General features: G+C 41.5%; 12 protein-coding genes. 5 read left to right on the top strand and 7 right to left on the bottom strand.

Features of this window, described 5'->3' with window-relative positions:
- Nucleotide 1 precedes the first annotated feature (1 nt).
- The 4 genes from MKY65_RS19710 (at nt 2) to MKY65_RS19695 (ending at nt 4434) form a co-directional block, all read left to right on the top strand.
- The gene (locus MKY65_RS19710) at nt 2-1513 is read left to right on the top strand and encodes a DHA2 family efflux MFS transporter permease subunit (RefSeq protein ID WP_332094492.1); all 1512 of its coding nucleotides are present in this window, start codon (nt 2-4) and stop codon (nt 1511-1513) included.
- A gap of 131 nt (nt 1514-1644) precedes the next feature.
- On the top strand, nt 1645-2532 hold the full coding sequence (locus tag MKY65_RS19705; RefSeq protein ID WP_339179867.1) for a protein phosphatase 2C domain-containing protein: 888 nt from the start codon (nt 1645-1647) through the stop codon (nt 2530-2532).
- A gap of 204 nt (nt 2533-2736) precedes the next feature.
- Nucleotides 2737-3693, top strand: a complete 957-nt coding sequence (gene manA, locus MKY65_RS19700; protein ID WP_339179864.1) for a mannose-6-phosphate isomerase, class I — start codon at nt 2737-2739, stop codon at nt 3691-3693.
- A 165-nt stretch (nt 3694-3858) separates the two neighbouring features.
- The gene (locus MKY65_RS19695) at nt 3859-4434 is read left to right on the top strand and encodes a GNAT family N-acetyltransferase (protein ID WP_339179862.1); all 576 of its coding nucleotides are present in this window, start codon (nt 3859-3861) and stop codon (nt 4432-4434) included.
- Nucleotides 4435-4540: 106 nt separating this feature from the next.
- Here the strand turns inward: MKY65_RS19695 and MKY65_RS19690 are convergent, their stop codons facing one another.
- The 7 genes from MKY65_RS19690 to MKY65_RS19660 form a co-directional block, all read right to left on the bottom strand.
- A complete protein-coding gene (locus MKY65_RS19690; RefSeq protein WP_256705054.1) occupies nt 4541-5587 on the bottom strand; it encodes a galactitol-1-phosphate 5-dehydrogenase in 1047 nt (348 codons plus the stop codon).
- Nucleotides 5588-5601: 14 nt separating this feature from the next.
- A complete protein-coding gene (locus tag MKY65_RS19685; RefSeq protein WP_175296999.1) occupies nt 5602-5754 on the bottom strand; it encodes a hypothetical protein in 153 nt (50 codons plus the stop codon).
- Between the two features lie 35 nt (nt 5755-5789).
- The gene (locus MKY65_RS19680; RefSeq protein WP_339179859.1) at nt 5790-6824 is read right to left on the bottom strand and encodes a zinc-binding dehydrogenase; all 1035 of its coding nucleotides are present in this window, start codon (nt 6822-6824) and stop codon (nt 5790-5792) included.
- A 174-nt stretch (nt 6825-6998) separates the two neighbouring features.
- Nucleotides 6999-8258 carry a PTS galactitol transporter subunit IIC gene (locus tag MKY65_RS19675; RefSeq protein WP_193065475.1) on the bottom strand — a complete coding sequence of 420 codons (1260 nt, stop codon included), beginning with the start codon at nt 8256-8258 and terminating at the stop codon, nt 6999-7001.
- A gap of 65 nt (nt 8259-8323) precedes the next feature.
- A complete protein-coding gene (locus MKY65_RS19670) occupies nt 8324-8602 on the bottom strand; it encodes a PTS sugar transporter subunit IIB (protein ID WP_339179856.1) in 279 nt (92 codons plus the stop codon).
- Complete coding sequence (locus MKY65_RS19665; protein WP_212928897.1) at nt 8599-9090, bottom strand: PTS sugar transporter subunit IIA; 492 nt, start codon at nt 9088-9090, stop codon at nt 8599-8601. The genes MKY65_RS19670 and MKY65_RS19665 overlap by 4 nt, the downstream gene beginning before the upstream one ends.
- Nucleotides 9091-9111: 21 nt before the next feature.
- Nucleotides 9112-11175 (bottom strand): BglG family transcription antiterminator, encoded by a 2064-nt coding sequence (locus MKY65_RS19660; RefSeq protein WP_339179852.1) that lies wholly within the window; start codon nt 11173-11175, stop codon nt 9112-9114.
- A 1438-nt stretch (nt 11176-12613) separates the two neighbouring features.
- On the opposite strand from MKY65_RS19660, the gene MKY65_RS19655 reads away from it, so the two are divergent.
- A complete protein-coding gene (locus MKY65_RS19655) occupies nt 12614-13972 on the top strand; it encodes a LysM peptidoglycan-binding domain-containing protein (protein WP_339179849.1) in 1359 nt (452 codons plus the stop codon).
- Nucleotides 13973-13983: the final 11 nt, after the last annotated feature.

Here is a 13983-nt window from a genome sequence, read left to right as displayed (position 1 = left end):
AATGACAGACATAAAAGAAATGCATAAACAACCGCCTTACGGGATGATTGCTATTTTATTTATCGGGGCGTTTGTAGCTATTTTAAATGAAACATTATTAAACGTAGCACTGCCTTCAATAATGACAGAATTTGAAGTAAGTCCGACTACGGTTCAATGGCTGACGAATGGATATATGCTTGTGAACGGAATTCTTATTCCGGCAAGTGCGTTTTTGATTCAGCGTTTTACAAATAGAAAGTTATTTTTAACCGCAATGACATTGTTTACATTAGGTACATTAATAGCGGCTATTTCACCGACCTTTTCCATTCTTTTACTGGCAAGGTTGATTCAAGCAGCAGGATCAGCAGTAATGATGCCATTGCTTATGAATGTCATGCTGACTGCTTTTCCAATTGAAAAGCGCGGTACGGCAATGGGAACTTTCGGTCTGGTAATGATTGTGGCGCCGGCGATTGGGCCAACATTATCTGGATGGATTGTGGAGCACTTTGATTGGAGAACGCTATTTTATGTGGTCTTCCCAATTGCTGTGATTTCCTTATTAATCGGCGTATTCAAGCTGAAAAATATTACGCCCCAGCGTGGTATCAAGCTGGATGTTCTATCAATTATTTTGTCCAGCTTAGGATTTGGCGGTTTATTGTATGGATTTAGTTCAGCAGGAGATTCAGAGATGGGATGGAGTCATCCGGCTGTCTATATGACATTGATTGTCGGTGTAATTAGTATTGTCGCGCTGATTCTTCGTCAATTACGTATGGAAGATCCAATGCTTGAGTTCCGTATTTTCCGTTACCCGATGTTTGCCTTATCTTCAGCCATTTCTGTTGTATTGGCAATGGCATTATTTTCAGGAATGATTTTAATTCCGTTATATGTGCAGACTGTCCGCGGATTTACACCATTTGAAGCAGGGCTGCTCATGCTTCCTGGCGCGCTTGTGATGGGGATTATGTCGCCGATTACCGGACGTTTATTCGATAAATTCGGTGCCCGTACATTAACGCTTGTCGGGCTTACGATTACAGGTGTGACAACGTACTTCTTTACACAGTTGGATTTAGAGATTACGATCACATCGCTTATGGTCATTTTTGCGCTTCGTTCCTTTGGAATGTCGATGGTAATGATGCCTGTTATGACAAATGGGCTAAACCAATTGCCGATGCATCAAAACCCGCACGGCACGGCGATGAACAATACGCTGCAGCAGGTATCTGGAGCTATCGGATCGGCCTTGCTGATTACGGTGATGAACAGCCGGACGAACAGTGAGGCAGAATCGCTTGCTGAGGAAGCAATGAAAAATATAGATCCGTCACAAATGCCGACTGGTGCAGCAGCAGAGCAGATGCAGACAGAAATAATGAATGAGGCAATGCTTCACGGCATTAACTTCTCGTTCTTTATCTCCTTGTTGATTATCGGTTTAGCATTTATTCTGGCGCTGTTTATCCGGAGAGTAGGCACGGACGGGAAAATCATTACAAAATCAAGAGCAAAATAAGAAAGCAGAAAACTATCATCTGATGGACGGGTGATAGTTTTTTATGCATGGAGACGTTATTCGCATGTTAAACTAAGGAAAGGGTTATTCATTTGATTTAAAATCTGATCAACAAAGAAAGCAGGAATAGAATGATTCACATATCAAAAGTACATAAGCAAGGCAGTGCTCCGACAAATGAAGATGCCTATGTAGAAAATTTGGGAAGAAAGCTGTTTGCAGTGATTGACGGGGCAACTGGAGTAGGAGGCTTGCCAGGGAAAATAGCAGCAGAAACCATGCAGCATCGCTTAGATAACACGAATACTGGTGCTTCGTTCATCGACTTGATTCATCAAGGAAATAGAGATTTGGCGGAGAGGACAAAACAGGAGCTGGGTCAGGAAATCAATGCCATTTCAAAAGAAAAACGCAGCACCTGCGGGATGGCAGCAATACAAATACATGAAACGTATATGGAGTATGCACAGTCCGGGGATTGCATGATTTTTGTAAAGTATCAGGATGGCGGAATACAGGCGCTTTCCTATGATCATGTTATGCGACTGGATGAAAAGGTAATCTCTGATTTATATGAAGCTATTTCCGGGAGAATCGGCGCAGATGTCAGTGGAGAAGCTTTTCAAAAGGTCTATCAAGAGGAGAAAGAACAGATTATTCCTGCATTGGCAGCGAATCGAAGGAAGTTAAATACAGTTCAGGGTTACAGCATTATGGATGGTACAGCGGAAGCGATGGATTTTTTAAGTTATGGAAGAATTCCGCTTCAACAGGTGGAAAAGGTTATGCTGCTTACAGATGGGATGCAGCTCTATGGAGTGGATTGCGATGTTTGGAGAGATACGGCAATGTATGCGATGGAGTATGGCATTGAACGGTTGTTGAAATATGTTGTACAGCAAGAAGAAAGCGATATCTATCTGCAAAGGTATCCGCGGTTTAAGTATGCTGATGACAAAACGGCAATACTGTTGGAATGCAGCGATGAAGAGAGAGGTTTCATCGAAAAATCGAAATAACCTGGCAGCAGTTCATTTCCCCGGAAAGTGATATCGCTACAATATGCAACAAGAGAAGTGCAAAGCGAAGGAATAGGGAAACTGCTTGAGGAAGTTCAATAAAAGAAGCTATACTAAAGGAAGCAGGCTTCATTTAAAAGAATAGAGCAACAGGTAACAATAAGAAATTTTAGGGGAAGCAAGATTTTTCTGAGGAGGATCTGTATGTATAATGAACCACTTTTTTTAGAACCGGTTTTGCAGGAAAGAATTTGGGGAGGAAAGAAGCTTCAAACAGAATTCGGTTATTCGACGCCTTATGAACGTACGGGCGAAGCGTGGGTTATTTCCGCTCATCCGAACGGACCATGCCAAATCAAAAATGGACCGCTCGAGGGCAGGACACTTCAAGATGCGTGGGAAAACCATAAGGAATTATTTAATAGAGCAGAGGCTGCAGGAGAGACGTACCCGCTTTTAGTTAAAATCCTGGATGCGAATGAAAATCTTTCTGTTCAGGTTCATCCGGATGATATCTATGCCCAGAAACAAGAGGACGTTCCTTATGGAAAAACAGAATGCTGGTACGTACTGGATGCGGAAGAAGGAGCAGAATTAATCTTGGGCCATCATGCCGACAGCCGGGAAGAGCTGAAGCAAGCAATGGAAAACGGTGAATGGGATACGCTGTTGAAAAGCGTACCTGTAACTGCAGGAGATTTTGTCTATGTGCCAAGCGGAACCATTCATGCCATTGGTTCAGGAATTGTCATTTTAGAAACACAGCAAAGCTCGGATATTACGTATCGTGTCTATGACTATGACCGCACGGATACCAGCGGGGAGCCAAGGGAATTACATCTCGAACAGGCTGCTGAAGTAACCAATGTACCTCATGAAGATCCGAGTGTGGGAGCACTTCAGGAAGCAATAGAGGATTTGACAGTCCAAAAACTTGTCGAGGAAACTTATTTTACGGTCTATCATTGGGATTTACAAGGAGACGCCATGATGGAAAGAGATAAAGATTTTCTGCAGGTGAGTGTGATCAAAGGGGAAGCTTCGATTACGATAGATGATACATCCTTTGCTATTGAAAAAGGAGATCATTTTGTTATTCCTCATACGGTAAAAGCATTTTCTTTAAAAGGAAATGCGGAGATGGTTGTGTCTCATACGTAGCTAGTGGAACCTTTTGGGACGAAATAAAATGAGATCGTTGTGCGGTCTCATTTTATTATGTTCAACAGGAGACAGCTGATACTAGAAGGATCGTATTTTACAGCGAATGACAAGAAAAGCGCAAAAGATCTAAGTAATGCTTGCAATAAAAACTGGAGGATTATCATGCAATCGAAGAAATACTATTTAGAAAAAATGAATGTAACAAATATCAATATAAAAGTTATTTATAATTATTTAAAACAGGAATTTGGCCGGGAAGAGTTATTTCCCCGTATGGTGATACGGCGTAATTTCAAAAAGAGCATTTGGGAAGCTGTCTATCTTACGGATGGGCAGGAAAAATATGGCTATGCTATTTATCAGAAGGCGCCTGGGTTTAAAGGTGTTTTTATTGCATATCTGGCTATTCTTCCAAAATATCAATCAAAAGGCCTTGGCAGTGAACTCATTCGTCAGTTAAATGCGTTGTTTCCTGATGGTATTTTACTGGAGGTGGAGGATCCGGACGCTGCGAAGGATGAGAAGGACCAGGCAACGAGGCTTCGGCGAATCCGCTTTTATGAAAGAAATGGGCTGGTTGTGAATCCGGATATGAAGGTAAATACGTTTTTTGTCCCATTTCGAATGATGGATAATTTAGGTGGGACAGAGGCTTATGATATTTCTTTTTATCAAAAGCTGTATAATCGTATTTTGATATTGCCGTTAGGGAGTATATTTATTAAGGAGAATCGGTAATATGCCATCATGCAGGTAAATGAAAGAAAGAACTGTGTACAGCTTGATTAGCAGCAAAAAAGAAGTCGGAGCTCTGTTTCCGGCTTCTTTTTTTAAATTTCACAGTCTAAGGATGAAAAAGAACTTTCGCAGCGTCTATTTCTTTATGAATAAGCTGTTGGAAAATCTCAGGACCTTTCTCCAGCGGAAGATGATGAGAAATCATCGGCTTTACATCTAGCTGTCCTGTTTTCATATAATAGAGTCCCGTAGTCCATTCCTTCCCTGGAAAAGGTGCAGATAATGCATTCCAGGCACCTAAAATCTGCAATTCATTTCGGACGATCTTTTCAAAATAATAGCGGTGGAGGGTAATATCGCCATAGGGAATACCTAAGTATAAAACCTCTCCACCTTTTTTAGGGAGTGCTAGCACCTGCTCGCTTGTCAGGGGAGAACCTGCTGATTCTACGGCCAGGTCAACACCAGAGGAAGCGGTATGTTTTTTTATAACCGTTTCTGTATCTTCTTTCAGCGGGTTAATCAGAATATCAGCGCCCAGCTGTTTAGCGATTTTTAGTTTGTTTTCATCCATATCAATGGCGAAAATGGTTGCCGATCCAAAAATTTTTGCCCACTGCACGGAAAGAAGCCCAATACTGCCAACGCCCATGATTGCTACTGCTGCACCTGGTTGGATAGAGGTACGGTAAAAACCGTGCAGCACGACAGAAGATGGTTCCAGCAGGGAGGCAGTGTCAAAATCAATTTCATCCGGGAGCGGCAGCGCGTGAGATGCAGGCAAGACCACGTATTCGGCATAAGCTCCCGGCTGTTTTGCGCCAATAACCGTCAGGTCTGTACAGCGGGTTGGAAATCCTTGTCTGCAGTAGATGCAATTCCCGCAGGCAAAGGTCGGGCAAGCAGCTATGCGGTCGCCTTCTTTCCATTGTGTTACCGCACTGCCCATAGCAGCTACCACTCCTGAAAATTCATGGCCAAAAGTGGTTCCTGGAACATAAGGACCAAGCTTTTTGTAGCGGGATAAATCTGAACCGCATATGCCGGCGGATTGTACCTGAATAAGAATGTCCTCTTCACGAATAATTTGAGGAATAGGTGTATCTTCTTCATAACGTAAATCCTCTGTATCGTATAAATTTAGAGCTTTCAAGTCAGAACTCCTCTCTAATGCGATTGATTTGATTTCTTACTTCTTTTTACTAAGAAATAGGCAGCAATACCAACGACAATGGAATTGAAGATAACCTGGTATTCAAAATAAAATTGACTGATGCCGCGCATTGGACCGAGCATAAAATCTAAAAACATATCAACCATATTAAAACCTCATTTCGATTTATATTTCAGACACTTTAATCATCCAGAGGGGTGAGCATGACTTTTATGGCTTTCCCGCTTTTTATTGCCTGGTAAGCTTCATCCCACTGATTGATAGAATATTCATGTGTTACGAGGCTTTTTGCATCTACTTTGCCTTCTTTCATTAATTGGATGGAGGGTTCCCAGTCAGCAGGCTTTTGACTTCTGCTTCCGACTACCTTTATTTCCTTTTGAATGACTTTTTCCATATCAAGGGAAACCTGAGCTTCCGGGAAAATACCAATTTGCGCATAGTGTCCTTTTTTTCTTAATAAATCAAGACCTTGATTGGCAGCGTGAATCGATCCGGAGCACTCTAAAAGCACATCTGCACCGTACCCATCTGTCAGTTCATTTACTTTGTTTTTCAGGTTTTCTTTTTGAAGGTTAATGACATAATCGATGCCAATTTCGTTTGCTTTATCCAGACGAATCTGATCATTTGTCAGGCCGGTAATTAAAACGGATGCACCATTGCTTTTGGCTACTTGAGCTGCGAGTAAGCCTATTGGACCCGGCCCGAGAACAATGACTAAATCACCCTCGCGAATTTCTGTTTTTTGGATAGCGTGATATGTGCACGCCAAAGGCTCTGTCATTGCAGCAGACTGGTCATCCACTTCTTTTGGCAGGTGGTGAAGGCTTTCTTCACGCGCGATAAGATACTTAGCAAAGCCGCCATTTATTTGGCTTCCCAATCCTTTACGGTGATTGCATAAATTGTAGTCTCCTGATTGGCAATACTTACATTCTCCGCAGATATAGAAGGTAGTTTCTGATGTCACGCGATCTCCTACTTTAAACTTGGTAACGCCATCTCCAATCTCTGCGATTTCTCCAGAAAATTCATGTCCTAAGGTAACTGGAGCCGCGACTTTATAATGTCCTTCGTAGGTATGGATATCGGATCCGCAGATACCTGCCCAAGCTACTTTGATTTTCACATGATGACTGGATACAACAGGCTCCTCTACATCTTGCATGTGTAAATTCCCATGTCCCAGTTCTGTTTTTACAAGAGCTTTCATGATCTATTCTCCTCGTATTATATATTTTCAAATCAACTATATAGAAAAGCAGAAAAAAGATGATAGAATCTCGTTTCATGAAAGAATGAAGATACCTGGATAATATTTCGTAATACCATTATTTTCTGCTAGTTCCATATCAAAAGTAACTACTGATACGAATCAATCTTTTCATTAATTAAATAAGTCAAAGAATCTCCAGATTACCCAGTTAACGATATTACCTCCCTGGTCAATGCTGGACACCTGTGCAGAACCTTCCGGAAGATTAATGTCTGCACTCATTGCCATATCCGTGAACAATGGAGCGATATCCGTTGCTACATAGAGAGAAACCGCTATCATGAACGAGCCGACGATAACAGAGTGAATAATATTTCCTTTAGAAGCTCCGACAACAAAAGCTATAACAAATGGAATGGTTGCCAAGTCTCCAAAAGGAAGCACGGCATTACCTGGTAAAATAACAGCAATCAAAACAGTGACTGGCGTTAAAATCAAAGCCGTAGCAATAACTGACGGATGTCCCAGAAGAACAGCAGCGTCCAGACCGATATTGATTTCACGGTCGCCGAAATGTTTATTGAGCCATGCACGTGCTGATTCGGATACAGGCATTAATCCTTCCATAAGGATTTTTACCATTCGCGGCATCAGTACCATAACGGCAGCCATCGAAATCCCGATATTGATAATTTCACCGACACCGTAGCCGGCTAAAGCGCCAATCGCAGCACCAAGAATCAAACCGATAACCATGGAATCCCCAAATACCCCAAAACGTTTTTGGATGGAGTCTGGATCAGCATGGAGTTTATTAAGACCAGGAATTTTTTGAATTCCTTTAACCACAAAAATAAAAGGTGCATACGAAATCGTACTCCCGGTTGCAACAGAGACGCCTGGCATTTCATAAAAATCACGAACCATCGGCTGCGTCCAGTCTGCTATTTTTAAACAGACGATTTGGAATAATGTTGCGGCAATCAGTCCTTGCACGATACTGCCGGATACCGTATAAACAATCGCACCCATAAAGGTATAATGCCAAAAGTTCCAAATATCAACGTTCATCGTTTTCGTTGTTTTTGTTAACAGCATGACAACGTTTACAACTAATCCTAACGGAATAATAAAAGCAGCAATCGTCGATGCCCATGCAATCGATGAAGTAGCCGGCCAGCCGATATCAATGGTATTTAAGCTGACACCGAGTCTGTCTACCATTCCTTGTGCTGCTGGGCCAAGGTTTAAGGTCAATAAGTCGATGACAAGGAAAATACCTACAAATGCAACACCGATCGTCAGACCAGAACGAAAAGCTTTTCCAGGCTTTTGGCCGAATAAAAGTCCAAGTAAAAAGATGACAACGGGCAAAATGACAGTAGCTCCCAAGCCTAGAAATGCTTGTATAAAATCAACAAATCCTTGCATTAGTTTTCCCTCCTATGGGTTAGGATGCTGCTCTATCTCTTAACAAGAGCAGAGCAGCAAAATTATTATTTTAATAATTCTTCTAAAATCTGTTTCTTTGTATCTTCTACACCAATTCCTGTCAGGAACGTACGTGCATTGATAACAGGGAAGGGATATTCCTTCTTTGTCATTGCAGTAGTAACCAATAGATCTGCTGTATCCTCATAGGTGCTTACTTCTGCAATCCGGATTTGTTTTACATCTATTTTTACGCCATTTTCTTTTGCTAATTCTTCAATCGCATTATTTACTACAGTGGATGTAGCAATTCCTGCTCCGCAAGCTACAAGTACTTGTTTCATAGCTTCTCACCTCCTTTAAAGTCATGCAGATCAAGCTTGTCAGCTAATTGTTTCTGTATTTCTGATGCATTATCTGTCTGAAGTAATTGATTGAGAAAAGTTCCTTCTTGAAAAATCTTCATTAAATCCTGCAGAAGCTTCAATTGTGAATGAGGCTCATCCATTGCCAGCATAAATACGATTTGAACAGGTGTGGTCTCCGTTTCTTCTCCCATAATGACAAAATCTACTGGATTTTTTAATGTAGCGATACTGATAGTTTTATGATTTACATGAACAGCATCTGTATGTGGAATAGCCACAGATACACCTGCTGTCGGTAATCCCGTTGCAAATTCTTTCTCTCTTTCTATAATTGCCGGAATAAAGCTGTCTTTGACATACTGATGATTTGCTAAATTTGCTCCCATGTGTTGAAGAACTTCTATATAATCAGCTGCCTCTAAATTCATTAAAATAACTTCTTTATCAAAACGTAATTCACTCATGAAATAACACTCCTGCCTTAACTATTGATCAACGATATAATCTCGAATCAATTTGTAAATATATTCTTTGGAACTCGCTTGCGTCAGTTTCGGTAACAGGCTGGACGAGGAAGCAACCTTCATCAGTTGCATCAGTGCATGAATATGCTGTTTTTTATCTGCTGCAGCAATCATAATCATCAAGTGAATCTGATGATTTTCTTCCCCGTACGGCACGCCGTTACGAATTTTTAACAGGCTCATGCCAACTTTTTTGACACCTTCCTCTGGTGTAGCATGTGGAATAGCCACGTGTTCGCCAATTGCAATATACGAATCTTCTTTCGAATGCTGGATAGCTGCATCAATATAATGCGGCGTAATGTATCCATTTGTAAGCAATGGAGCTCCGCATAGCCGGATGGCTTCGTCAAAAGAGGGGACAGATTCTCTCAACGTAATATGATCCACTGTCAGAAAATCATGTAAATCCTTTTCTTCTGATGCAGCGTCTTGTTTTGTAATGGAATCATTTTTATCCCTGTGGATAAAAGCATAAAGTTCCTTCCGCAGACGCTTTTCATCGGAAATATTAGCATGTAACTGGATTTTAGCCATCAAATCATCCACATTGATTTCATTTGGAATATAATCGTATATCTCCAGCATGACTTGTTTACGAATACGCTGTTTGTCTTCCGCACGCAGAATGGGTTTGCAGATAAACAATTTTTTCTCTGTTTCTAATGAAACGGGCGAGAAAACAATATCGTAATCCAGCTCGTAATGTAAAAACTCTCTGACAGACAGCCAATCCAGAAATACGAATTCAGGAAATAGCTCACGAAGCTGCTGGAACATTAAACGGGAAACGGAAATCCCCCGCGGGCAGACTACCAGTGCTTTTGTTTTCTGTGCCATGCTTTCCCCTTGTTTGTGCATCCATCCACTGATCAGCATCACAATATAAGTGATTTCATTTTCGGGAATCTTGCTTTCTATCACTTCTTCAAGCGGTGTAATTGCTAAATGGACCAAATGGCGGATCTGTTCGAATTCTTCATTATCGTTATCTTCAAAAAGAATGGAATCTGTCAGCTGATATTTGATCCGATAATATGCTGGTGTTAAATGCTGCAGAAGCTTATCAATCAACTGTTTTCGATCGTGAAAATTGATGCAGGCATTCTTTTCAAAGAGCCGGACCATTTTATCAATGGCTGGTACCAGGTCAGGAATGTAATCCTCGGCCATCCATGAATTTCGGTGGACGCTTCCGGTTAACAAATTGAGCGTAATAAAGATGCGTTCAGGTGTCGGCAGATTTTTGTCATATAGTATTTCTTCCGTTGCTTGATACTCCTTTGTATTGGAGAGTTCATCATAGCGGATAAATAAAGGCTTAATCGAATATCCTTTTTGAATTCTTCTCAGGATTAAGACAAAAATAGCTGGAAGTGTCATCATAATTTCATCAGTGAACTGAATGGTAAGCTTTTGTTCAACCCGCTCTAAACGGCGCTCGAACTGTGCAAGCAGCTCATCCTCAAGCATCAGAACTTCCTGCAGTTTACTCTTGTTGTCATCATGCAGGATTAATTCATTTGCGAGTCCTATCATCATTTTACGGGCCTGAAATTCGTTTCCTGTAATCTGATATCCGTCTTTTCTTGTATGCTGGATTTCCAATTGGTAAGCATTCAACAGCTTCTGCGCATGCTTCATATCATTTAGAATAGTGTTCTTGCTGACGTCTAACAGGTTCGTTAACCCGTTTAATGAAATTGTTTCTGTTCGCCCTAATATAGCCATGGTAAGAAATTTTACCCGATCCTGCTCTGACATGATTCCATCCTGGAATTTGGAGTCTGCAACAGCGTCTTGCTTCACGGTTGCAGTTAAAATAGATTGATCAATAATAAATTGACCTTTCTTGGTTCGTTCAATTTCGGGTAAACGGCTATCTTTTAACCACGTATTTATTTTTTGAAAGGTGTAGCCCAGCTGTCGGCGAGAAAGATTATATTTATCTGCGAGCTCTGAGCTTGTAATACATGTATCATTAATCAATGCGTTAAAAATAATCTCTTCTCTTTCTCCTAACACAATGCCGCCTCCTTTGATTAAAATCATAACAATTGCTAAATAATAAATGAATGCGTTTACATCACAAAATAGAGAATCATCTTTGTACCATATTGTGATAATCCATCTTGTCCTATCTTACTTAAAATTTTGAAATGATAGAAGTAATGGGGAGATAGCCTGATGATTTATTTTAACAGGAAAAGACATTTATCATGGAGAACCGTCCATTAAAATCCTGCAAAATGATGTTTTGTTTTGATAGAAAGAGTAACTCTCTCTTTTCCATAGAAAACAGGAGTTGATCGTTCCTTTGATAACTCCCTTGACAAAGATTATAGAAGGCGAAGTGTAAAGCGCCGCTGCGGCGGACCGTTTTGCTTTCCTAGGGGCACGCTCTTCAGCTAACTTTTGCCAAGAAGAGCACTTGGCAAAAGTGGATCTTCAGATGGTGCTGATCCCTCAGGAGTCAAAACGGTCCGCCTCCGCTAGTAAGATATTCTATACGTGAAAAAAACTCACTAAAATAGATTTTTAATCAGATAAAACATATTCTTCATGCTGCATGGTAAAATGTTCCGTCAAGATTACTTCCTGTGCATAAATGCTATTCCCTGTATTTCATATCCATGCTGTCATGATTGGGTTGTTCAGACGACAGCTGCTATTATGTCCAGCTCATTAAAATCTTATTTCTTTCATTCGCTGTAGAATACTATCAGAGCGCAGGCCAACCACGGAGACTCCTAAGTGGTTTGCAGGCTAAACCCGTGACTCCTGTCCCAACGCCTGCACTTGCACGTCCTGGGACTGCGATTACTCGCCCCATCGAAAACATTTGTGCATCGCAGGGCGAGCTGAAGATCCACTTGAAAAGCGGTTTTCTTTTCAAGTTAGCTGAAGCCGTCCCCATGGCAGACTAAGACCGCAACGTCCTGGGGTTGCGATTACTCACCCCATCGAAAAGAGTTGTTGCAACGTCTGCACTAGTACGTCCTGGAACTGCGATTACTCGTCCCATCGAAAACATTTGTACGTCGGAAAGCGGAGTGGTTGGCCGGAGCGGAGCTATGCACCATCATCAATTCCAAAAAGTCCGGATATTTCACCAAAATGCAAGCATGGTAATGGAGAACATGTTCATCCTGGAATAGCAAGATATATGTGCTTATCCTTAGGTGTGAAAGTTAAGTAAATAAGAAATGAAAAGGTGGAAGGATTCCGGGCAGCTAGTTAATCATATATTAAAGCTGGAGAATTATTTAAATCAGATTGAACTTAGAGTAATAGAATCGAAGTAAACGAATGACGCAATAAAATGGAAAGGTTTAGGATGTTAACATTAAATTATTACTTATTTCGATACCGTTTGTAATAAACTATTAATATTTTTGTAACTTATTGTTTGGTAAAATGTGCTATTATTAAATTTGTCGAATATTTATAGGGGGACTACATAATGAAAAAATTAGTAGCTACGGTTGCTACGGGTGTCGTTCTAGGCGGCTCTTGTTTATCAAATGTTTCAGCTGCGGAATATCAGGTTCAAAAAGGCGATAACTTGTGGAATATAGCAAAAGAACATAGTACGACCGTTGACAGATTATTTGATTTAAATAATTTAAAGTCATCTCTCATTCAACCAGATCAAGTATTAACTATTAACGAACAATATAAAGTAAAAAAGGGCGATACATTATCTGGTATCGGATATAAACTAGGTGTAACGGTTGCTGATTTGAAAGAATGGAATAATCTTGAATCAGATCTTATTTTTATTGATCAAATGTTAACTATTAAGAAATCAAATGTTAAACAAAAAGGTGCACCGGTTGTACAAGCACCTGATAATAAATCAGCTAATGAAGATGAATTGAATGAAAATAATAAAGCAAGTGAAAATATAGAAGCGGCGCAAGCGGAAGCAGAAGCTGAAGAAGCAGCGCAAGCGGAAGCAGAAGAAGCGGCGCAAGCGGAGGCAGAAGCTGAAGAAGCGGCGCAAGCAGAGGCAGAAGCTGAAGAAGCGGCGCAAGCAGAGGCAGAAGCAGAAGAAGCGGCGCAAGCGGAAGCAGAAGCTGAAGAAGCGGCGCAAGCAGAGGCAGAAGCAGAAGAAGCGGCGCAAGCGGAAGCAGAAGCAGAAGAAGCAGCGCAAGCGGAGGCAGAAGCAGAAGAAGCGGCGCAAGCGGAGGCAGAAGCTGAAGAAGCAGCGCAAGCGGAGGCAGAAGCAGAAGAAGCGGCGCAAGCGGAGGCAGAAGCTGAAGAAGCGGCACAAGCGGAAGCAGAAGCTGAAGCAGCAGCGCAAGCGGAGGCAGAAGCTGAAGCAGCAGCGCAAGCGGAGGCAGAAGCAGAAGAAGCGGCACAAGCGGAAGCAGAAGCTGAAGCAGCAGCGCAAGCGGAGGCAGAAGCTGAAGCAGCAGCACAAGCGGAGGCAGAAGCAGAAGAAGCGGCGCAAGCAGAGGCAGAAGCTGTGAACTCCTCAGAAAATGAGGAACCTGTAACGGAAACCAACACACAAGAACAAGCTAGCGGTGAAACAATCTCTGTAACTTCTACCGCATATACAGCTAACTGTGAAGGATGTTCTGGTGTTACATCAACCGGAATTGACTTAAACGCAAACCCGAATGAAAAAGTAATTGCTGTTGATCCAAGTGTAATTCCACTAGGTACAAAAGTATATGTTGAAGGCTATGGTCATGCAGTAGCGGGCGATATCGGCGGCGCAATTAACGGTAATAAAATTGATATTCATGTTCCGACACGTGATGAGGCTCTTAACTGGGGCGTGCGTGAAGTTAATGTGACTGTAGTAGAATAGTAGAAACTTAA

Origin of the sequence: Oceanobacillus sp. FSL W7-1293 (assembly GCF_037969815.1) — a bacterium.
GTDB classification, from domain to species: Bacteria; Bacillota; Bacilli; order Bacillales; family Amphibacillaceae; genus Oceanobacillus; species Oceanobacillus oncorhynchi.
The sequence above is the reverse complement of the archived record's forward strand: the minus strand, read 5'-3'. Positions and strand labels throughout refer to the sequence as shown.

What these genes read in the sequence shown, in the direction of transcription:
- MKY65_RS19710 (WP_332094492.1), top strand. Translation starts at nt 2, where the DNA reads ATGACAGACATAAAAGAAATGCATAAACAACCGCCTTACGGGATGATT.
- MKY65_RS19705 (WP_339179867.1), top strand. Translation starts at nt 1,645, where the DNA reads ATGATTCACATATCAAAAGTACATAAGCAAGGCAGTGCTCCGACAAAT.
- manA (WP_339179864.1), top strand. Translation starts at nt 2,737, where the DNA reads ATGTATAATGAACCACTTTTTTTAGAACCGGTTTTGCAGGAAAGAATT.
- MKY65_RS19695 (WP_339179862.1), top strand. Translation starts at nt 3,859, where the DNA reads ATGCAATCGAAGAAATACTATTTAGAAAAAATGAATGTAACAAATATC.
- MKY65_RS19685 (WP_175296999.1), bottom strand. Translation starts at nt 5,754, where the DNA reads ATGGTTGATATGTTTTTAGATTTTATGCTCGGTCCAATGCGCGGCATC.
- MKY65_RS19680 (WP_339179859.1), bottom strand. Translation starts at nt 6,824, where the DNA reads ATGAAAGCTCTTGTAAAAACAGAACTGGGACATGGGAATTTACACATG.
- MKY65_RS19675 (WP_193065475.1), bottom strand. Translation starts at nt 8,258, where the DNA reads ATGCAAGGATTTGTTGATTTTATACAAGCATTTCTAGGCTTGGGAGCT.
- MKY65_RS19670 (WP_339179856.1), bottom strand. Translation starts at nt 8,602, where the DNA reads ATGAAACAAGTACTTGTAGCTTGCGGAGCAGGAATTGCTACATCCACT.
- MKY65_RS19665 (WP_212928897.1), bottom strand. Translation starts at nt 9,090, where the DNA reads ATGAGTGAATTACGTTTTGATAAAGAAGTTATTTTAATGAATTTAGAG.
- MKY65_RS19655 (WP_339179849.1), top strand. Translation starts at nt 12,614, where the DNA reads ATGAAAAAATTAGTAGCTACGGTTGCTACGGGTGTCGTTCTAGGCGGC.